Below are 20,563 nucleotides of genomic sequence, written 5' to 3'. Positions count from 1 at the left end.
TATGATCAACCGGTGAGACCGCGTGGGCACAAGTGCCCACCCTACCGGCTGTCACACGGCGCAGTTCAATTCGCTGGCATCACCATCAACTGCAAGCCCGACGCCGCATTTGGCTGGTGATACACGCGCTGGGTCGCCTTCACGAAGTCTTCCGGTTTCGCGCTCGGAATGCGGGTGAAAGTCTGCGGGTTCAGGTCGACCAGCGGGAACCACGAGCTTTGCACCTGCACCATGATGCGGTGGCCGCGGCGGAAGGTGTGGTTCACCTGGCCGAGTTCATAGCTGAGCGCTTCCACCTTGTTCGGCACCAGCGCTTCCGGTTGTTCGAAGCTGTTGCGGAACTTGGCGCGTAAAGGGTTGCCGCGCACCAGCTGCTGGTAGCCGCCCATCGCCAGCGGCGGCGCACCCGTGTCATTGCCGCGGCGCTCGGCTTCCGGCTGCGGATAGTCGGCCGGGTACACATCGATCAGCTTGACCACCCAGTCGGCATCCGTCCCCGTGGTCGAGACGAACAGCTTCGGCAGCACCGGGCCGGCAATCGTCACGTCTTCTTCCAGCACTTCGCTCTGGTACACCAGCACGTCTGGACGCTTGGCGGCGAAGCGCTGGTCCGAGACCATGTACTCGCGCGGCACGCCGGTGGCCGGGTAGCCGATGAAGGGCACCGGTTTCTTCGGATCGGCCACGTATTCGTCGTATCCGGCGCCGCTGGCAACCGGCGCCTTCCAGTCCAGCTTGCCGTCAGCGCCGAAGTACAGCGTGCGCGCCTTGGCCTGCACCGGCGGCCAGGCCGAATACTGGCGCCAGACGTTCGAACCGGTCTCGAAGGCGGTGACCTCGGCAATCGCACGCGCCGGCTTCACGCCGCGCAGGTGCTGTTCGAAGAAGGGAAATTGCAGGTTCTTGCGGAAGTACTCGCTCGTCTTGCTGTCGAAGTTCACATGGCCCAGGCGGGCGCCGTCGCCGCGCGCCCAGCCGCCGTGCACCCAGGGCCCGATCACCAGGCTGTTGCTGGCCGCCGGATTGTGCTTCTTGATGGCGCCGTAGATCGAGAACGGTCCCTGCGGGTCCTCGGCGTCGAACCAGCCGCCCACCGTCAGCACCGCCGCTTTCACGTTCTTCATGTGCGGCGTGATCGAACGCGTCTGCCAGAAGCTGTCATAGCTGTCGTGCTCGATGTTCGGCATGAAGTAGGTGCGCTGCGCCGGGCTCATGGCGGCGGCGATGTTCGCCAGCGTCAGGCGCTGCAGGAAGAAGTCGTAGCCGTCGGTCGTGCCGTAGTCGAATTCACCGCGCGACTTGGGCGGCGGCGCGGGGTTTGGCGCTTCGGTAAAGGAGGCGTAGAAATCGAAGTTCGCGGCCAGCATGAAGGCGCCGCCGTGATAGGAGTCGTCGCCCATGTACAGGTCGGCGATCGGCGCCTGCGGCGAGGCGGCCTTGATCGCCGGGTGCGAGTCGATGATGCTGGCCGCCGTGTAGAAGCCCGGATAGCTGATGCCGTAGATTCCCACTTTACCGTTGTTGTTCGGGACGTGCTTCAGCAGCCAGGCCACGGTGTCGTGCATGTCCTCGCTCTCGACGCCTTCGCCCGGCGCGCGCTTGGCGCTGGCCGCCAGGTGCGGCGTCATCTCCTGCCACTTCCCTTCCGACATGTAGCGACCGCGCACGTCCTGTTTCACGAAGATGTAGCCGGCTTCCTCGAATTCGCGCGACGGGCCGATCGCTTCCGGCATCCAGTCGACGCCATAGCGCAGCTCGCCCTGGGCGTTCACGCCGGCGCTGTAGGGCGTGCGCTGCATCAGGAAGGGATGGCTTTGCGACGCATCCTTCGGCACGTAGACCACCGTGAACAGCTTGACGCCATCGCGCATCGGGATGCGGTATTCGTACTTGGTATAGCTGTCCTTGATGCTGCGTTTGGCGGCAGGTGCGTCCGCCTGGCCGGCTGCGCTGGCGGGGAGCATCGCGCCGGCGCCGAAGGCCAGCATCAGGCTGAAGGAAAGGACGGAAAGCGGACGGCGAAACATGGTGACCTTTGCGGATGAACGAAGCCCGCCAGTGTAATCCGATTCGCGACCCTCTTGTTACTTTGCCAGCGCGCCAGGCTCGCCGGATTCGCCATCCAGCGTGGCCTGCACCCGCTCGCGCACGAAGTCGATATGGCTGCGCAAGCGGTACAACTCGTCCGCATACGCGAGCGGAATCGAGATGTGGTTCACGCGCATCTCGATGTCGTCGAGGCGCCGCACCAGGTCTGCGCGCACATGGTCTTTGCGCTGGGTCTCCGGCACCGTCTCGAGTGCCTGCTCGACCGCCCGCAGTTCGCCGTACCAGCGATACACGCGCGAGCGCACGCGCCACACGTACAGCGGCGGCACGATCTTCGACAAGGGAATGACGAGGGCCGCCAGCGCCACCACCACGACCCACAGGCGGTCGAACAAATTCGCCAGCCAGAAGCTCATGTAGCGCTGCAGCAGCGGCGGGCCGTCGCGGTAATATTTCGCCGCCTCCTGCGCCACCGGAATCTCGGTGTACTTCGGCGACGGGAACTGGCCCTGTTGCTGGAACCACCCTGCCCCGCCGTGGATGTCGCCGGCCGCCTTTACGAACAGATCGACCAGGGCTGGATGCAAATCTTCGCGCGCCACCAGCGTGGCCGTTGGCGCAATCAACTGGTAGTCCTGGGCCGGAATGTCGCGTCCCAGATCGACGATCCCGCGCGGCAGGGTCACGTGGGTGAGGAAAGGCAGGCGCCGCGTATAGGCTTCGGCCTGCGTAAAGTTGAACAGGCGGATGCCCGGCGTTTGCAGCAGCATCTGGATCAGCGGCGCTTCCGGCGCGGAGCTGAATACCAGGCCGTCGATGCGGCCGGCCAGCAGTTCGACGGTGGCCGGCGTGTTCTCCAGCGCGCCAATGGTCAGTTCCTTCGGCTCGACGCCGTTCACCGCCAGGATCTGGCGAAACAAATTCGGCACGCCGGTGCCTTCCGGCCCGAGGTTGATGCGCAGGCCGCGCAGGCCGGTAAGATTGGTCGCTTTCACATCCTCGCGCAGGAACAGCCAGACCGGCTCGGTGAACAGGCTGCCGAGCGAAGCCAGGCCCAGGTCGGCGGCTTCTTCTTCGACGGTCGACCCGCTTTGCACGAAAGCGATGTCGACCTCGCCGCGCTGCAGGCGTTCCAGGTTTTCCTTCGAGCCGAGCGTGGGCTGCAGGGCGACCTTGATGTCGTCGCGCTTCAGTTCCTGCGCATAGCGCTTGCCGAAGGTTTCGTAGGCGGAGTTTTCCTGGCCGGTTGCGAGGCGTACCGAGCGCGGCGGCGCCGGATCGACCACGAGCCAGGCGATGAAGCAGGCCACCGCCACCAGCACGATGGTGGGCCCGGACGCGACCAGCAAATCGCGCAGCGAGATCAGGCTGAAGCTGCGGATGGTGGAGACGGCGCGCCGGCTGGCCCGGCGCGCGCGTTCGCTTGCCGTCGCCCCTCTCAACGCACGCACTGCTTCTGTGCGGCCACGCTGCCTTGCGGCGGTTCGATCATCGGCATCAGGCTCGGCGCCAGCGTCACCAAAAGCTGCACCGGCAGCGCGCTGGTGAAGTCGTAGTTCTCCGACTGCGGACCATGCACGTAGGCGGTCATGGAACCGAAGAAGCGTTCGCCGATGTTGAAGACGAAGGTGGCCGAACGGTTCACGTAGCGCGATTCGATCAGGCGGCCGCCGCGTGCGTAGACGTCGAAGCGCTGGTCGCCGGTACCGGTCTTGCCGCCGACCGCAACCACGTTGCCCTCGCTGGTGGTGAAGGCGGTCTTGGCGCGTTTCGCCGTGCCTTCGGCCACCACGCCGCGGATCGCATCGGCCACGGCGCGCGCCACTTCCGGCGCCAGCACCACTTCCTGCTCGACCTTGTTGGCACGCTTGACCAGGGTCTCGTAGGGCGTGTTCCTGGCGAAGTGCAGCGAATCGATGCGCTCGACGGGTTTGCGCACGCCGCCGTTCACGATGATGCCCATCAGCTCGGCCAGCGCGGCCGGACGGTCGGCCGATGCGCCGAGCGTGGTCGCATACGACGGCACCAGCGAATCGAAGGGATAGCCCATCTTCTTCCACTGGGCGTGGATCTTCAGGAAGGCCTCGACCTCGATCAGGCCGGCGATGCGCTTGTCCTGGGCGTTCTTGCGGCTGGTCTTGAACAGCCAGGAGTAAACCTCTTGGCGCTCCTTCGTGCTGGCGCCCACCACTTCGCTCCAGCCGGCTTTCGGATGGTCGCGCAGGTAGCCCACCAGCCAGAGTTCCAGCGGGTGCACCGAAGCCACGTAGCCGCGGTCGGCCAGCGACATGTTCTGCGGCGCATACTGGTCGTACAGCTTCTCGATGCGCTCCTGATCCACCTCGTTGCTCGGCAACGTGTCGTTGATGAAGCCGCCGAACTGCTGCAGGGTCGCGTTCGGGGCGATGGTGCGGTGCGCGGCCGAGAGCTTCGAGGCGAGCGGACGCACGCCGGCAAACAGCAGCGCCTGCGCTTCGTCCGGGGTCTTGCCCTTGTACTTGTTCCAGAACTTGGCAAGGAAGGTCTTGCCTTCGTTGTCGGCGAAGCGCGCCAGGTAGCCGGCGCGGCGCGGATCGTCGGCGTCGGCCAGCAGCGCCGCCGAGGAACCCGGCAGCTGGAACATGTAGTAGCGCACCACGTCGCGCATCAGGCGCACGAACACCAGGTTGGTGGACTGCTGCAGCGCTTGCTGCACGGTCATGATCTTGCTGTTATCGAGCTTGCTGAAATTGCCAAAGTAATGCAAGCCGCCGCCGGTGAAGAATCCCTCGCCCGGGTTGCCCGAATACGTGCGGCTCATGGCGGCCGCCAGCATCGGGGTCAAGCCGCGGTCGGCGTTCGCCGGCAGCGCCAGGAAGTAATCCACGGCCCACTGGCTCAGGCGGTCCTTCGGATCGATGCGGGTGTCGCGCAGCGTCTTCGGGTCCATCGGCTCGTAGCGGCGGTGCAGCTGGTCGATGATGTCGAGATAAGTCACCAGCGTGCGCAGCTTGGCCGTCGAACCCAGGTCGAGCTTGGCCTGCTCGTTGATGTCGAGCGGCTGGTCGTAGTTATCGGTCTGGACGCGCAGGTAATTCACGTTGTCGCCGCGCTCCATCAGCGTGAAGCTGTACACCACTTGCGCCGGGTCGCCGTTGCCGAGCATGCCCTTGCCGGTGAGGCCGGCGGCTTGCGCGGCGTCGGCGCTGGTCAGCTGGCGCAGCGCGGCCGTCACGGCCTGCTGGGCTTCGGCGTCCAGGGTCGAGACCACCGACAGGTCGAGGCGGTCGAGGTTGTACAGGCGCGGTTCGCCCAGCAGGTAGCCGAGGTGGTTGCGCACCGCGTTCGAGGCCTTGCGCGACACGAAGGCATTCGCCGGCGGCGCTTCCACGCCCGAGCCCAGGGCCGGGTGCAATTTGACGGCCAGGGCGGCGTCGCGCAGCTGCGGCGTGATCACGCCGGCCTGCGCCAGCACGCGCAGGTGGCTGTTGGTCAGCGTTTCCAGGTCGGCTTCGCCGGCGCCCAGGTAGTAGGCCGGGCGGCGCTGCGCGATCATCAGCGACAGCGCTTCCTTGTAGGCCAGCACGGCGTCGGGATTGTCCATGCCGCCCTTCAGCACGGCGGACACCTTGTTGAAGTCGCGGCCGTACCAGACCCACATGCCGTCGCCGATGCCGTTCACTTCGCCGTAGCCGACCTTCGCCGACAGCGGCACCGTGTTCAGGTAGTCGAGCACGATCTGGCGCCGGTGGCCGGTGGTGTCTTCCCCATCGTGGTAGGCGCGCAGCGTGGCCGAGGCCATCTGGATGAGTTTATCTTCGAGCGAGGCGGTGCGCCCTTCGGGCGAATGGCGGTACTTTTCGATCTGCGTGGCGAGGGTGGAGCCGCCAGCCACGCGGCTGCCGCTGCCCAGGCCGACCGAATGCAGGGTCTTGTCGAACACGGCTTTCGAGAAGCGGTCCCATTCGACGGCCGGATTGCGTTTCGGGTAGGCCGGATCGAGCAGCTCGCGGTTCTCGATGAACAGCAGGCTTTGCACCAGCAGCTGCGGCGCGTCGTCGAAACGCGCGTACTGGCGTTCGGGGAACTGCGAGCCGAACAGCGGCTGGCTGCGGCAATCGAGGATCTCGAGGCCGGCGCGGGTCTTTTCGCGGTAGGCGGCGAACAGGCCGCGGTCGGCCAGCTCCAGCATCTTCGGCGACATGCGCGCCTGGGCGTCGACGGTATAGTCGCGCGTGTGCAGCTTGCTCAGGAAAGCCGGCAAATGCGAGTAGCCGAGGCGGGCATCGTAGGGGCTCTCGGCCGGGAAGCGGATGGCGTCGCTCGGCCCCTTCTCCATGCGGAAGCTGACGTCCTTCATCATGCCGGCGAAGATCTTCGCCTGCAGCGTGGAGGTGCGGGTTTCGTACACCGCGTAGGCGGCGCCGGCGGCAACCACCACCAGCACCAGGCCAAGCAGGATACGCTTGGTATAGCCGCGGCCTTTCGGCGGCTCGCCCTCGCTGTCGGGCTCGCCGGCATCGCCAGGGATGTCGTCCTGCTTGGGGTCGGTGACCAGCGACAGGTGCGGATAACTTTCGTACAGCGGCGCGTCCTGCTCGGCTGCATCCGCAGCCATGGCGGGCGCGGCGCTGCCGCTGTCGGAGCGCCCGCGCAGGATGCGCACGGCGCGAAACACATTACGTGGCCGTTTGAAACGGCGGGTACTTTCCATGATGGCTCAACCGGTTTGAATCATTGTTCCTGCAATCCCTGCCAACCTGCTCGCCATCCTTGCTGCTGGTCTGTTCGAGTGATCGAGGTCATTGTTAGTTCGTGTCTGGCGCTGCGCTTTTTTTCCGGAATTCGCCCGAAAATCAGCACGCCACAGCCATCATTCCACCACACCAACAGGCCTTCCATGTAGCGCTGTTCAACAAATTTGACCTGCCCAGATTATTTTCGCAAAAAAACAACGGCAGAGTTATTGAGACGGCATTAATGCCTACAAGCATCGGTATTACTTTCCTACAAGACGTTGTTTTGTAGATAGTTTGACGCGCATTTTCAGGCGGCGGTCTGGGCCCTCATGTTTGCTGAACGCATATTGTCGAGCACCTGCAGGCAGTAATACTGGTACCACAATCCCGTGAACAGGAAGATCAGCACATACAGCCAGGCCGACAGGATCGCAAGGAAGGGAAACAGCACCACCGACAGCAGCGCGCCGCCCATCCAGGCAATGCCCGGCATGGCGCCGAGCACGCCCGAGACCATGCCGATCGCCAGCAGCGGCCAGCGCTGCGCACGCATCAGGGCCTGGCGTTCTTCCGGGCTGGCGTGGGCGGCGAGCGCGTCGTAGCTCATCACGCGCGAGGTCACCCAGCCCCACAGCGCCGCCTGCACCAGCACCGCCAGCGGCGGCACCGCGTACAGGGGCACCGTCATCAGCCACAGGCCGGCGAACACGAGCACGCTGGTCAGGTTCATCCAGACGCTGCCGGCGAAGCTGCCGCCCGCCTTCTGTTCCAGCTGCGGGAACTGGCGCCGGCCGACGTAGCGCTCGATGGCCGGCATGGCGAGGATGCCCATGAACAGCAGCGCGCTCGCGATCATCAGCGGCAGCAGCAGGATGATGGCCATCAGCGGCACCACCACCGCCGTCAGGGCGCCCAGGCCGAGCGTGGCCAGCATGCCGCCGCTGGACTGGAACCAGCCGTAGTCCTGGAACACGCCATGCAGGTAGTCGAGGAAAGGCTGCATGCCGAACCCGAGCACCGCGCCCCAGACCGCCAGCGACAGCAGCAGCGGCACCAGCGACAACAGGATCATGCGCTGCGAGAACTGCGCGCGCAGGGCGCGGCCCCAGGCGGTGGCGATGCCGTTCACGGTGCGCTCCGTGGCGTGTTCAGAAAGCATGCTGGCATAGGTGTTGGCATATTCGCGGCGCTCCCCGATGGCAAAAGCGTATTGTAGACAGAATCCGGGGAGCCCGGCCGCTGGCCGCACGGCTGGCCCTCGATAGCGCTTTGACTAGCCATGCACTACAATCCCCGCTCAACTTGAACACTGAAGGAAAACCATGTCCACTACCACCACCGATTCCGGCCTGCAATACGAAGACAGCGTCGTCGGCGAAGGCGCCGAAGCCAAGGCTGGCGCCTACGTCACCGTCCACTACACCGGCTGGCTGCGCAACGACGACGGCAGCACCGGCGCCAAGTTCGATTCGAGCAAAGACCGCAACGACCCGTTCCAGTTCCCGCTGGGCGCCGGTCACGTGATCCGCGGCTGGGACGAAGGCGTGCAGGGCATGAAGGTCGGCGGCGCGCGTCGCCTGACCATCCCGGCCAGCCTGGGCTACGGCGCCCGCGGCGCCGGCGGCGTGATTCCACCGAACGCGACGCTGATCTTCGACGTCGAGCTGCTGGCTGTGTAATTTGTACGGTGGGTTCAAGAACCCACCCTACCTGCTGTTGAATTTGTAGGGTGGACACCTGTGTCCACGCGGTACCACGGTCGATTAATCGAAAACTGGCTGTGTAATGCGTAGGGTGGGTTCTCGAACCCACCATTGCACCGGTTGAATTTTCGATCAATCGACCGTAGTAGCGGTGGGTTCGAGAACCCACCCTACTCCCTCCTCGACGCCGCGACATGGTGTTGAATTTATCGTGCGATCAACGCCGCCCCGGCCGCATGCCGCCCCGAGCATCCCCTCTAAAATTCCCGCCAGAAGCACGTGAAACGCCACCCTGTACGCTAAGATGGCCGCGCGCCTTGCCGTTCAGGCAATGCACCATCCAGCAATCCAGACAACAGGAGTTTTTATGAGCTTGCAAGACCAGTTCGCCCAGGCCCAGGCCGATTCGAAGAACCTGCCGGAGCGTCCGGACAACATGACCCTGCTGAAGATCTACGCGCTGTTCAAGCAGGCGTCGAGCGGCGACGCCACCGGCGAGCGTCCAGGCTTCACCGACATGGTCGGCCGCGCCAAGTTCGACGCCTGGGACGGCCTGAAGGGCACCTCGCAGGAAGAAGCGATGCAGCAGTACATCGACCTGATCGAAGAACTGAAGGGTTAATCTTCAACAGTTCCGCCGGCGCCTTGCACAGGCAAGGCGCCGTCACTGCAAGCTCGGCTCAAGCCGCCGCAAACACCTTGCGCATCTTGTCGCTCACCTTGGCCTCGATCGCCGGACCGAAGGCGCTCATCAGGAAGCCCAGCTTGATCCGCAGCGCCGCGCGCTGTTCTTCCAGGGTCAGGGCGCCCTCCACGCCGCTGCGCTCGAAGCGCAAGACGTCGCCGTCCCAGCGGCACTGCATGCCGAACTCGGCCGCAACCTTGTCCGCCACCTGCTGCGCCGCCGCGCGCGCCTTTTCCGGGCTCAGGCTGTGTTCCTGGACGATGTGAATGTCGGCCATCCGATTTCCTTCCTCATATAAACGCAACAGCCCGCCATGATGCCAGTTGCATCGCGCTCGTGCCAGTCCGCCTTGCAATTGATCTCGGTCAAGACCTAAACACGGCAGGGGCCGAGTATGGTCTGCGCTAACGCAACCACACGAGGATGCACCATGGAACAACGAGCCCTGCTGCCGGACGACCCGATCACGACCGAACGCGACCAGCCCCCGGTCGCCTTCATCCCCACGCCGAGCGCAGCCTACCGCCAGCACCGCAAGGCGGCGCAGCTGCTCGACCAGCCTGGCGCCCCGCGCGGCGCCGGCGAACCGGCATCCGAGGTGCCCCCGCCCTACGCGTTCGGTGCGCGCGTGCTGATGTGGAAGCAGGACCCTTCGGTGCTGGACATGGGCACGCGCAAGGCTTTCCTGCCCGGCATCGTGCTGGCCGGCCCGCGCGATGCGCGCATCGCCAGCGGCATGCCGGGCATCGACGCGGTCGAGCCGAATGCCTTTGGCGACTTCGTCACCATGCCCGACACGCCCCAGTTCGACGCCGTCCACACCTTTGCCGTGGTGCGCCAGACGCTGACCATGTACCAGCGCTCGCTGTCCTCGAGCGGCGCCGCGATGCCGCTGCCCTGGCAATGGAAGAGCAGCATCGACACGGCGCCGCTGCAAGTCTTCCCCTATGGCTTGCCGAACGTAATGAACGCCTTCTACAGCCGTACCCAGCATTGCCTGAAGTTCGGCGACTTCGTGCCGAGCGGCCAGGCCGAGCGCGTGTTCACCTGCCGCTCGTTCGACATCGTCGCCCACGAGACCGGGCATGCCGTGCTGGATGGCTTGAAACCCTACTGGCTGCTGGCCGATTCGCCACCCCAGACCGGCGGCCTGCACGAATCCTTCGGCGACCTGACGGCGATCTTCCTGGCCTTGTCCCAGCTCGACCAGTGCGAAGCCGTGGTGGCCCAGACCAAGGCGCGCCTGCACGATAAAACCTTCCTGGCCGACATCGCCGAGCAATTCGGCCTGGCGCTCGGCAGCACCACCGGGCTGAGAAATGCCGACAACGACCTGACCCTGTCCCAGGCCGGCACCCAGGTGCATGCGATTTCCCAGGTGTTTACCGGCGGCGTGTACGACATCCTGGCCGATCTGTTTGCGATCGAGCGCAACCCGGCGCTGGAAGACGACGCGGCCGTGCTGCACCGGGTGGCGTCCTGGCTGCGCGGGCTGGTGCTGCGCGCGCTGATTGCCGCGCCGGACATCGCCGCCACCTATGCCGACGTCGTCAACGAGATGCTGCGCCTGGCACTCGAGGACGGCAAGCCGGAGAGCTATACGGCATCGATCCGCCAGCAGTTCACGGTGCGCGAAGTGGTGGGCCAGCCCGAGGTTGCCAACGATGCGGCCAGCGGTTCGCCCAATGAGGCGGCGCCGGAAACCGCCGAGCCGCCGACCCCGATGCCCGATGGCGTACCGCCGATGGACGCCGAACTGCCCGGCAAGCCGATGGCCCCGAGTTGCCGCGTGCACGTGCGCCTGGCGGCTGGCGTGTGCGACGCCCCCGGCGCCCAGCAGGACCGGCGCGCCTGCTGCGGCACCATGAACCTGGCCGAGTACTACAACATCGAGCGCCTGCTCGACGCCGAAGCCCAGGCCCTGGCGCGCTGGTGCGCCGAGCGCGGGCGCAATGGCCCGGCGGGCGAGGAACCGGTGCTGGACGACGGCACGGCGACGTCCTCGTAACACACGCGCCATGAAGATCACGGCGAAGCAGGAAGGCGGGTTTGCCGGCGGCGGGCAATGCTTCGAGCTCGACACGGCCTGCCGCGCGGATGGCGGGTCGGTCGAGGCGCTGCTGCAACAGGTGGATTTTTTCGGGGCGGCGCCAATGTGCACGGTGGGGGCGGATCTACCGCGCTGGGAAATCACGGTAGAGGATGGCGGGCGCAGGCATACGGTGGTGCTGAGCGACGATGGGTCGCTCGGGGCGACGGGGTGGGCTACCCTATTGGGGCATTTGCAGGCAGCGGCGTGACCGTACGGTGGGGGTATCGAAGCCGGGGGCTTCAATACCCCCCACCGTACGGGAAACGCCGCGGGCCATGCCCTGGCCCATCATTTCCACGGCGAACCCAAGCTTGGGCAACACATTTGCTTATGTATATTGTGTCTAAACCCAATTTGTCGGAAAACCCGAATTGCCCTAAAATACAGTGCTTTGCCAGTCGGCGGCTCCCCCCTGCGCGCTGACGCTGCGTCACCCCACCATAGATAGGACTGTTATGACCCACGTTGTCACCGAATCGTGCATCCGCTGCCGGTATACCGACTGCGTCGATGTATGCCCGGTCGATTGTTTCCGGGAAGGCCCGAATTTCCTCGCGATTGACCCCGACGAGTGCATCGACTGCGCCGTGTGCGTGGCCGAATGCCCGGTCAATGCGATCTATGCCGAGGAAGACGTGCCGGGCGACCAGCAGCAATTCATCAAGATCAATGCCGATCTGTCGCGCTTCTGGCCTTCGATCACCAAGACCAAGCCGGCGCTCCCCGACGCCGAAGAGTGGAAAGACGTCACGAGCAAGCTCGACCAGCTGGCACGATGAAAGACTGAGACCGGTGACGCGTCGGCCGCTGCGGGCCGCCGTCGCCTGGCGCCGTTTTTCCATCCTCGCCGGCAGTTTCGCGTCATCCATGGCACACTAGCGGCCATCGCGTCACCGCCCCTCTTTCAAAAATCAACAGGATTTAGCGCATGACTATCAGTGCCACCCACGATGCGGGCAGCATCGCCCCTAACAGCTCGTTCGCCGGCGCCATCGACGCCGACGCCGTCATCATCGGCGCAGGCCCGGTCGGCCTGTTCCAGGTCTTCGAACTCGGCCTGCTCGAGATCAAGGCCCACGTCATCGATTCGCTGCCGGCCGTTGGTGGCCAGTGCGTGGAACTGTACCCGGACAAGCCGATCTACGACATCCCTGCCGTGCCCGTGTGCACCGGCCAGGAACTGACCGACAACCTGCTCAAGCAGATCGAGCCGTTCGAGCCGACCTTCCACCTGGGCCAGGAAGTCACCACCGTGCAGCGCCGCGAAGACGGCCGCTTCAACGTCGAAACCTCGACCGGCACCCAGTTCATCACCAAGACCATCTTCATCGCCGCCGGCGTCGGTTCCTTCCAGGCGCGCACGATCAAGGTCGAGGGCATCGAGAAGTTCGAGAACAGCCAGCTGCACTACCGCGTCAAGGACCCGAGCATCTTCGAAGGCAAGAACATCGTCATTTGCGGCGGTGGCGACTCCGCGCTGGACTGGGCCCTGAACTTCGTCGGCAAGGCCGAATCGGTCGTGCTGGTGCACCGCCGCGACGACTTCCGCGCCGCGCCGGCTTCGGTCGCCAAGATGAAGCAGCTGTGCGACGAATACGAAATGCAGCTGATCACCGGCCAGGTCACCGGCTACGACGAAAAAGACGGCCAGCTGAGCGAGGTGAAAGTCACCGGCGCCGACGGCGTGACCCGCCGCGTGCCGCTCGACATGCTGATGGTCTTCTTCGGCCTGTCGCCAAAGCTGGGTCCGATCGCCGAATGGGGCCTGGACATCGAGCGCAAGCAGCTGAAGGTCGTGGACACCGAGAAGTTCGAAACCAACGTGCCGGGCATCTTCGCCGTGGGTGACATCAACACCTACCCGGGCAAGAAAAAGCTGATCCTGTCGGGCTTCCACGAAGCCGCGCTGGCCGCTTTCGGCGCCGCGCCGTACATCTTCCCGGACAAGAAGATCCACATGCAGTACACGACGACCTCGCCGAAACTGCACAAGATCCTCGGTGTCGAGACCCCGGTTTTCGACTAAGATTCTCGGCTCAGTTACGCAAAAACCACAATGCCCCGGTTAGCCGGGGCATTTGTTTTTATGTGTGGCGCATCACGGACGGCCCCCAAAAAACGGTGCTATAAACCTTCTAAGCACAGATCAAATTCGCACGATGGTGCGGGAAATTTCCACCCGCCAACCATTTAACCCTATAATGATTTGATCAAAATTCGTGCACGGCAGGCGTCATCGGGCGTCCCGGCGCAGCGAATGCTTCATCGAAGAAGGATTACTATGCTCTACCAATTGCACGAGATGCAACGCTCCTTCCTGACCCCGCTGATGCAATGGGCGGATGCGTCGTCGAAGTTGTTCTCGAACCCGGTTTCCCCTTTCGCCCACACCCCCTTCTCCCAACGTATCGCCGCCGGCTACGAGCTGATGTACCGCCTGGGCAAGGACTACGAAAAACCGGCCTTCGGCATCGACACCACCACCATCAAAGGCGAAGAAGTCAGGATCGTCGAGCAGTTCGCCGTCGAGAAACCGTTCTGCCAGCTGCGCCATTTCAAGAAAGACTTGCCGGACGCGGCCTTTGCCGCGCTGGCCCAGCCGACCGTGCTCGTGGTCGCCCCGCTCTCGGGCCACCACGCCACCCTGCTGCGCGACACCGTACGCGCCCTGCTGCCCGACCACGACGTGTTCATTACCGACTGGGTCGACGCGCGCATGGTGCCGCTGTCCGCCGGGCCGTTCCACTTAGATGATTATATTTATTATGTGCAGGACTTCATCCGCACCCTCGGCCCCGACGTCCACGTGATCTCCGTGTGCCAGCCGACCGTGCCGGTGCTGGCCGCGATCGCGCTGATGGCATCCGATAACGATCCGAAGCTGCCGAAGACCATGACCATGATGGGCGGCCCGATCGACCCGCGCAAGTCGCCGACCGCCGTCAACGACCTGGCCACCGAAAAGCCGTTCTCGTGGTTCGAGAACACCGTGATCTACGCGGTGCCGGGCAATTACCCTGGCTACGGCCGCAAGGTGTATCCGGGCTTCCTGCAGCACGCCGGCTTCATCGCCATGAACCCGGGCCGCCACGCCCAGTCGCACCGCGAGTTCTACCAGCACCTGGTGCGCGGCGACGAGGAATCGGCCGAGAGCCACCGCCAGTTCTACGACGAATACAACGCCGTGCTCGACATGCCGGCCGAGTACTACCTCGACACCATCAAGACCGTGTTCCAGGAATTCCGCCTGCCGAAGGGCACCTGGGAAGTCGGCGGCAAGCTTGTGCGTCCGCAGGACATCACGACGGTGGCCCTGTTCACCATCGAAGGCGAGCTCGACGACATCTCCGGCGCCGGCCAGACCCAGGCCGCGCATGAACTGTGCAGCAACATCCCGGCCGACATGAAACTCGACTTCGTGGCGCCGAAGGCCGGCCACTACGGCATCTTCTCGGGCCGCCGCTGGCGCGAGATCATTTGCCCGAAGATCGGCGAGTTCATCAAGGCGCACGGCTGAACGGCTTAACGCTCGATAAAAATGCCGCGGAATTCCGCGGCATTTTTTATCCAACTGCTGGGTTGGTTCTGTAGGGTGGGCACTTGTGCCCACGCGGTCTCATCGGACGCAGGAATGCGACAGTTAACCCGTCGTTAGCGGATGTTCACTCATTTGGTTTGCCTTGCGGGTGCTCATCAGCTCAGACCGCGTGGGCACAAGTGCCCACCCTACGAAATTACCCCCCCGCCCAAAAAACAATGCCGCGGAAGTCCGCGGCATTTTTCGTACGACCAAATCACTCAGGCTGCGCTGTCGCGCCGGTCCTCGCCCCGCGCGAAATCGTCGTCCGTGTCGATATGCTGCTCGCGCCGGTCGGCGCCGCGGCGGTCGTCGGCGGCAGGTTCGGGTTTGGCCGCGGCGGCAGCGTCGCTCTCCTCGGGCCGGTACACCGGCCGCGAGGTGGGGTCGGCGGCCAGCAAGGGCGCGACAATCCATTCAGTCATTTCATTCTCCTAAAAACAGGCTGGAGAGACTTCCCCCGCGTCGGCGGGCTGGCGTCCCCGCCAACCACTCAATTACCCAGCAAGACGCTGGCGATGACGCCGGTGGCAATCGCCGCCAGCACGTAGTCGTTGCCCACCTGCACCCAGTGATGGCCGCGCGGCGGCGCGCTCAGGCGGTGCGAGCGCCAGTTGTCCACCACGTACTGGCGGTGGTTGTAGTTCGACGGCAAGCGGTTGCCGCGGTACAGGTCGTGGCGCGGGCCGGCGCCGCGGCGGGCGTGGCGGTCGTCGCGGTGATCACGGCGGTCGTCGCGGCGCGCATCGCGGTGGTCGCGGCGATCGTCGCGGCGGTCATCGCGATATTCGCGGCGGTCGTCACGGCGGTCGTGACGGTCGTTGTGTTGGGCAAATGCCGGCGCGTTAGCGGCCAGCATCAGTGCGATCATGCTCTTGGCGATGAGGCGTTTGTTCATGTTTTTTCCTCCTTGAAAGATGGCGCGCGTCGACGCGCAGCCTGTACCGCCAGTAAGCCATGGGGGCCGCAACGGCTCTGTACGCTGCACCACGTACTGGATGAAACAGCAAGCCCCGGTCGCGCCCTCCGCGCTTTTATCGGATAATGACGGCTTTACACCGCCGCATCACCGTGACCAAGACTCTTGCCGACCAGATCGAAGACCTGCTGCCGCAGACGCAATGCACCAAGTGCGGCTACCCGGCCTGCCGGCCCTATGCCGAGGCGATCGCGAACGGCGAAGCGCCGATCAACCAGTGCCCGCCCGGCGGCATCGAGGGCGTGCGGCGCCTGGCCTCGCTGACCGGCCACCCTGTCATTCCGATCAACCCGGCCAACGGCATCGAACGCCCGCGCCCGGTTGCCTTCATCGACGAAGGCCTGTGCATCGGCTGCACCCTGTGCATCCAGGCCTGCCCGGTGGACGCCATCATGGGCGCCGCCAAGCAGATGCACACCATCCTGACTAGCCTGTGCACCGGCTGCGACTTGTGCGTGGCGCCCTGCCCGGTCGACTGCATCAGCATGGTGCCGGTGACCGAGACCACCGGCTGGGCCGCCTGGTCGCAGGAAGCGGCGGACGCGGCGCGCGCGCGCCACGATTTCCGCACCCTGCGCCTGCAGCGCGAACGCGAGGAAAACGATGCGCGCCTGGCGGCCAAGGCGCTGGAGAAGATGCGCGCGGTGACGGCGGAAGTCACGAACACGCCGGAAGAACTGGCCGAGAAAGAGCGCAAGCGCGCCATCATCGCCGCCGCCATGGAACGCGCCCGTCAGCGCGCTGCAGCAACTCCCGGCACGGCCCCGCCAGAGGCCACGCCACCCGATTCGAACAAGCACTGAGCGAAGAAAAACTGCGCGATGAATCCCGCCAAACGCCTCGAGATCTTTACCCGCTTTCGCACCGCCAACCCGCATCCGACCACCGAACTCGAATACACGACGCCGTTCGAACTGCTGATCGCGGTGCTGCTGTCGGCGCAGTCCACGGACGTGGGCGTGAACAAGGCCACGCGCCGCCTGTATCCGGTGGCGAACACCCCGCAACAGATCCTCGACCTCGGCATCGACGAGCTGAAGAGCTACATCGCGACCATCGGCCTGTACAACACCAAGGCCAAGAACGTGATGGCGACTTGCCAGATCCTGGTCGAGCAGCACGGCGGCGAAGTCCCGCGCCAGCGCGAGGCGCTCGAAGCCCTGCCCGGCGTGGGCCGCAAGACGGCGAACGTGGTGCTGAACACGGCCTTCGGCGAGCCGACCATGGCGGTCGACACCCACATCTTCCGCGTCTCGAACCGCACGAAAATTGCGCCGGGCAAGAACGTCGACGAAGTCGAAATGAAGCTGCTGAAGTTCGTGCCCAAGGACTTCTTGCAGGATGCCCACCACTGGCTGATCCTGCACGGCCGCTACACCTGCGTGGCGCGCCGCCCGAAGTGCTGGAACTGCATCATCAACGACTTGTGCGAGTTCCGCGACAAGACGCCGACGCCGGACGGCATCATCGCCCCCGGCGTTACAGAATCGATCGCGCTCCCGGCAGCCTGAGCGCCAGGCGCGCCAGCAGGAAGCTGGCAATGACGCCAACCACGCCGGCCAGCGCGAACTTCAGCATGTTCGGCAGCGGCAGCGCTGCCACCAGCAGGCCGGTCGCCGTCAGCAGCGGCGGATGCAGGATGTAGGCGGCATAGGCCTGCCCCGCCCAGGGCAGCCAGCGCGGCGAGGAAGTGCCTGCGCGCCGGAAGCGCATCAGCATCGCGAGGATGATGCCCCAGGCAACAAAAGGTTCCCAGAACGCGTAGGCCAGCGCTGGCAGGGTCCAGCCGCCCGCCGTCTCGAAGGGCTGGCCCTGCACCAGGCTCACGTAGACTCCATAGACGAACAGCAGCGGCGCCACCAGCAGCGCCGCCAGCGGCCAGCGCCCGGCCTGCTGCGGGCCGACCCGCTCGATCCAGCGGCTGCCAGCCATGGCACAGCCGCCTGCGAACAGCACGCTGTAGGACGCAAAATAGCCGACCTGCAGGCCCAGGCGCTCTTCTCCCACCGGCACCAGCAGGCGCAGCAGGAAGGCAACGGCGCCAGTGACCAGGGCGGCCAGCAGCAAGGTGCGCCGGCTGGGCGGGCTCCCATGCGCCGAGGCCGGCGCCGCCACGCAACCGGCGCCACAGCAGGTAGGCTGCACTGAACAGCAGCAGCGCCCAGGCAAACCAGAGCGGGCCGATCTCGAAGCGCAGCGCCGCCGTCATCGCCGCCCAGTTTGACAGGAGGGGATGACCTTCGCGCAGGTCGGCCAGGGCCACCGTCAGCGGCCCCAGTACGAAGCCGTAGACCAGCAAGGGAATGCCCAGCCTCAGCAGGCGGTCGCGGGCGAAACGCGCGGCGCCCTTGCGTTCGTAGGATAGCGCGGTGAAATAGCCGGACAGCAGGAAGAAAAAGCCCATGAAAAAGGCCTGGTTGATCGATACAAAGGCGGCGAACGGCAGCTTTTCCGCCACGCCGTGAGCGGGATAAATCAGGTACCAGCCACCGGGCGCGCCGAACATGATTGCGGCATGGTGCAGGATCACCAGCGCGGTCAGGACGACGCGGATGCGGTCGAGGAAGTCGGTGCGGCTTGCGGTGGAGGCCATCTGCGTTCCGGTTGTGCCAGCAAAATTGTTGCCACAAAGATAGCACAAGGGCAAGCCTCCGGGTGATCGATCGCTGTTCAAGCCGCCGCCCTGTCGCCACCGTTACCCGGACGTAAAAAAGCCGCGCGGCAAGTGCGGCACGGCTGCCTGGGAAGGCAAAGAGCTTAAAACTCTTCCCACTCCTCGCTGCTGACCTTTGCGTTTGTCTTCGCGCTGACTGTCGAACGCACCGGCTCCTTGCGGACAGCGGGCGGCGCCTTGGCGGCCGGCGCCATCGGCCGTGCCGGCGCCATGGCTGCGCGCGCCGGCTGCACGTTCTGCGCTGCCACCGCGTCGCCATCGAGCTTGAACACGCCCACCACCTCATTCAGCGCCACGGTCTGTTCGCGCAGCGCCTGCGCAGCCGCCGCCGCTTCTTCCACCAGCGCCGCGTTCTGCTGAGTCGTGGTGTCCATCTCGGTGACCGCGATGCTGATCTGCTCGATGCCGGCGCCCTGCTCGGCGCTGGCGGCGCTGATCTCGCCCATGATGTCCATCACGCGCTTCACGCTGGCGACGATCTCGTTCATGGTGGTGCCGGTCTCGTTCACCAGCGCGCTGCCCGCTTCCACGCGCGCCACCGAGTCGCCGATCAGGGCCTTGATTTCCTTGGCCGCGCTGGCCGAGCGCTGGGCCAGGTTGCGCACTTCGGAAGCGACGACCGCAAAGCCGCGTCCCTGTTCGCCGGCGCGGGCCGCCTCGACGGCCGCGTTCAGCGCCAGGATGTTTGTCTGGAAGGCGATACCGTCGATGACGCCGATGATGTCGACGATCTGTTTCGAGGATTCGCTGATCGCACCCATGGTGGTCACCGCGCGCTCGACCACGTTGCCGCCCTTCACCGCCACGTCACAGGCGCTGATCGCCAGCTGGTTGGCCTGGCGGGCGTTATCGGCGTTCTGCTTCACCGTCGAGGTCAATTCCTCGATCGAGGACGCGGTTTCTTCCAGCGCGCCGGCCTGCTGCTCGGTGCGCGAGGACAAATCCATGTTGCCGCTTGCAATCTCATCCGAAGCGACCGTGATCGTTTCGGCGCCGCTGCGCACCTTGCCGACGATCTGCGTCAGGCTGGCGTTCATGTCCTTCAGCGCCTGCAACAGCTGGCCGGTCTCGTCGTTCGAGGTGACGTCGATGCGGGCGCGCAGGTCGCCGGCGGCGACGGTCTGCGCCACTTCCACGGCGCGCTCGAGCGGACGCACGACGGAACGCGATACGAACACGCCGGCCACGATGGCGGCGCCCGAGCCGAGCACCATCGCGATCAGGCTCAGCAGCGTAGCGCGCTCGCTGGCCGCTTCGGCCGCCGCGGCGCTGGCGCGGGTGGCGGCAACGATCTGCCGGCTGGCCTGGTCCAGCAGTTCGGACGGCGCGCGGTCCTTGCCCTTTACCGCCGCATCGCCCGCGGCCGGATCGAAACCGGCGGCGGCGAACTGTTCGTAGCCCTTGCGGAAGTCCTGGCCCATTTGCGCATGGGCGTGGCCGAACTGTTCGAGCAGCTCACGCTCCCTGCCTGGCGCCAGTGCGGCATTCAGCTTCGCCAGCTGGGCGCCGACCTCGCGCTCGCCGTCCTGGAAAGCCTGCCAGTACTTGTTGCGCTCGGCCTCATCCTTGCCGCGCAGGAGGGTGTTTTTCCATTCCTGGATTTGCGTCTTGAACGTCGACAGCAGGGCCTCGACTTCCCCGGCCTGGCTGTAGCTGACCACGGCGCGGTCGTAGGTAGCCAGCGAGCCGTTCAATGCCCACAGGCCGAACAGGCCGGCGCAGGCAACAACCAGCGCGACGGCGGCAAAGCAGAGAGGAAGTTTACGACTCAGTTTCATGATGGCCTTGGTTAACGTCAATACGAGTTTTCCAGGCGAGTCTACGGGAGGTCCTGTCCAGACGGCAACTAAAAGGTATCTGCTGCAATTTTATGTGGACGGATTGTCCTCTCGTCACAACAGAATTATTCGAACGATACTGGGAAAGTTATCGAGGTTTCCACGAAACAGCAGCGTGTGTGAAATGTGATGTGATGCGGACGAGGGTTTGCGAAGGGAAGTGGGGCTGTTGCCTGAGACGTTGATGGTGTGTTGAATCCGCGTGGGCTCGAGAGCCCACCCTACGAGACACGTTGCGTATCCGCGTT

Annotated in this window: 19 protein-coding genes and 1 pseudogene; 9 read left to right on the top strand and 11 right to left on the bottom strand. The window is 65.0% G+C overall.

Annotated features, from left to right (window positions below; translation table 11 throughout):
• Positions 1–65 precede the first annotated feature (65 nt).
• The 5 genes from QWL29_RS08690 to QWL29_RS08670 form a co-directional block, all read right to left on the bottom strand.
• Positions 66–2,027 (bottom strand): CocE/NonD family hydrolase, encoded by a 1,962-nt coding sequence (locus tag QWL29_RS08690; RefSeq protein ID WP_305822487.1) that lies wholly within the window; start codon positions 2,025–2,027, stop codon positions 66–68.
• 57 nt (positions 2,028–2,084) lie between these two features.
• Positions 2,085–3,491: a TAXI family TRAP transporter solute-binding subunit gene (locus QWL29_RS08685; protein WP_305822493.1), complete on the bottom strand. Its 1,407-nt coding sequence runs from the start codon at positions 3,489–3,491 to the stop codon at positions 2,085–2,087.
• Positions 3,488–6,742 carry a transglycosylase domain-containing protein gene (locus QWL29_RS08680; protein ID WP_305822486.1) on the bottom strand — a complete coding sequence of 1,085 codons (3,255 nt, stop codon included), beginning with the start codon at positions 6,740–6,742 and terminating at the stop codon, positions 3,488–3,490. Before QWL29_RS08680 ends, QWL29_RS08685 begins: the two co-directional genes overlap by 4 nt.
• A gap of 20 nt (positions 6,743–6,762) precedes the next feature.
• Positions 6,763–6,930: a hypothetical protein gene (locus tag QWL29_RS08675; protein WP_305822485.1), complete on the bottom strand. Its 168-nt coding sequence runs from the start codon at positions 6,928–6,930 to the stop codon at positions 6,763–6,765.
• Positions 6,931–7,074: 144 nt separating this feature from the next.
• Positions 7,075–7,926, bottom strand: coding sequence for an EI24 domain-containing protein (locus QWL29_RS08670; protein ID WP_305822484.1), 852 nt, complete (start codon positions 7,924–7,926; stop codon positions 7,075–7,077).
• A gap of 163 nt (positions 7,927–8,089) precedes the next feature.
• Between QWL29_RS08670 and QWL29_RS08665 the strand changes: the two genes are divergently transcribed.
• On the top strand, positions 8,090–8,446 hold the full coding sequence (locus QWL29_RS08665) for an FKBP-type peptidyl-prolyl cis-trans isomerase (protein WP_305822483.1): 357 nt from the start codon (positions 8,090–8,092) through the stop codon (positions 8,444–8,446).
• Positions 8,447–8,837: 391 nt separating this feature from the next.
• Positions 8,838–9,092 (top strand): acyl-CoA-binding protein, encoded by a 255-nt coding sequence (locus QWL29_RS08660; protein WP_305822482.1) that lies wholly within the window; start codon positions 8,838–8,840, stop codon positions 9,090–9,092.
• Between the two features lie 58 nt (positions 9,093–9,150).
• Here QWL29_RS08660 and QWL29_RS08655 read toward each other — a convergent pair whose 3' ends face one another.
• Entirely contained in the window at positions 9,151–9,432 is a 282-nt protein-coding gene (locus QWL29_RS08655) for a polyhydroxyalkanoic acid system family protein (RefSeq protein ID WP_229437853.1), read from the bottom strand.
• 153 nt (positions 9,433–9,585) lie between these two features.
• Between QWL29_RS08655 and QWL29_RS08650 the strand changes: the two genes are divergently transcribed.
• From QWL29_RS08650 to QWL29_RS08630, 5 genes are all read left to right on the top strand, one after another.
• Positions 9,586–11,163 (top strand): gluzincin family metallopeptidase, encoded by a 1,578-nt coding sequence (locus QWL29_RS08650; RefSeq protein ID WP_305822481.1) that lies wholly within the window; start codon positions 9,586–9,588, stop codon positions 11,161–11,163.
• A gap of 10 nt (positions 11,164–11,173) precedes the next feature.
• Positions 11,174–11,455 (top strand): protealysin inhibitor emfourin, encoded by a 282-nt coding sequence (locus tag QWL29_RS08645; RefSeq protein ID WP_305822480.1) that lies wholly within the window; start codon positions 11,174–11,176, stop codon positions 11,453–11,455.
• A gap of 247 nt (positions 11,456–11,702) precedes the next feature.
• On the top strand, positions 11,703–12,026 hold the full coding sequence (fdxA, locus tag QWL29_RS08640) for a ferredoxin FdxA (RefSeq protein ID WP_290425552.1): 324 nt from the start codon (positions 11,703–11,705) through the stop codon (positions 12,024–12,026).
• A 149-nt stretch (positions 12,027–12,175) separates the two neighbouring features.
• A complete protein-coding gene (locus tag QWL29_RS08635) occupies positions 12,176–13,273 on the top strand; it encodes an NAD(P)/FAD-dependent oxidoreductase (RefSeq protein WP_305822479.1) in 1,098 nt (365 codons plus the stop codon).
• 255 nt (positions 13,274–13,528) lie between these two features.
• Positions 13,529–14,764, top strand: coding sequence for a polyhydroxyalkanoate depolymerase (locus QWL29_RS08630; RefSeq protein ID WP_305822478.1), 1,236 nt, complete (start codon positions 13,529–13,531; stop codon positions 14,762–14,764).
• Positions 14,765–15,045: 281 nt separating this feature from the next.
• Here the strand turns inward: QWL29_RS08630 and QWL29_RS08625 are convergent, their stop codons facing one another.
• The gene (locus QWL29_RS08625) at positions 15,046–15,249 is read right to left on the bottom strand and encodes a hypothetical protein (RefSeq protein WP_305822477.1); all 204 of its coding nucleotides are present in this window, start codon (positions 15,247–15,249) and stop codon (positions 15,046–15,048) included.
• Between the two features lie 68 nt (positions 15,250–15,317).
• Entirely contained in the window at positions 15,318–15,722 is a 405-nt protein-coding gene (locus QWL29_RS08620) for an RcnB family protein (RefSeq protein ID WP_305822476.1), read from the bottom strand.
• Between the two features lie 146 nt (positions 15,723–15,868).
• Between QWL29_RS08620 and rsxB the strand changes: the two genes are divergently transcribed.
• A complete protein-coding gene (gene rsxB / locus QWL29_RS08615) occupies positions 15,869–16,606 on the top strand; it encodes an electron transport complex subunit RsxB (protein WP_305822475.1) in 738 nt (245 codons plus the stop codon).
• 18 nt (positions 16,607–16,624) lie between these two features.
• Positions 16,625–17,314 carry an endonuclease III gene (gene nth / locus QWL29_RS08610; RefSeq protein WP_305822474.1) on the top strand — a complete coding sequence of 230 codons (690 nt, stop codon included), beginning with the start codon at positions 16,625–16,627 and terminating at the stop codon, positions 17,312–17,314.
• Here nth and QWL29_RS08605 read toward each other — a convergent pair.
• The 3 genes and pseudogenes from QWL29_RS08605 to QWL29_RS08600 all read right to left on the bottom strand — a co-directional run bounded on the left by QWL29_RS08605 (position 17,283) and on the right by QWL29_RS08600 (position 20,255).
• On the bottom strand, positions 17,283–17,918 hold the full coding sequence (locus tag QWL29_RS08605) for a hypothetical protein (RefSeq protein ID WP_305822473.1): 636 nt from the start codon (positions 17,916–17,918) through the stop codon (positions 17,283–17,285). The two genes, nth and QWL29_RS08605, sit on opposite strands and share 32 nt — an antisense overlap.
• A 49-nt stretch (positions 17,919–17,967) precedes the next feature.
• Positions 17,968–18,309, bottom strand: a pseudogene (locus QWL29_RS26760) (acyltransferase family protein); the annotation flags it as partial.
• A 251-nt stretch (positions 18,310–18,560) separates the two neighbouring features.
• Positions 18,561–20,255 (bottom strand): methyl-accepting chemotaxis protein, encoded by a 1,695-nt coding sequence (locus tag QWL29_RS08600; RefSeq protein ID WP_305822472.1) that lies wholly within the window; start codon positions 20,253–20,255, stop codon positions 18,561–18,563.
• Between the last annotated feature and the right edge of the window lie 308 nt (positions 20,256–20,563).

The organism is Massilia brevitalea (genome assembly GCF_030711405.1).
In the GTDB taxonomy this organism is placed as follows: Bacteria; Pseudomonadota; Gammaproteobacteria; order Burkholderiales; family Burkholderiaceae_D; genus Telluria; species Telluria brevitalea.
Note: the sequence above shows the minus strand (reverse complement) of the source record. Positions and strands in the feature narration are given on the sequence as shown.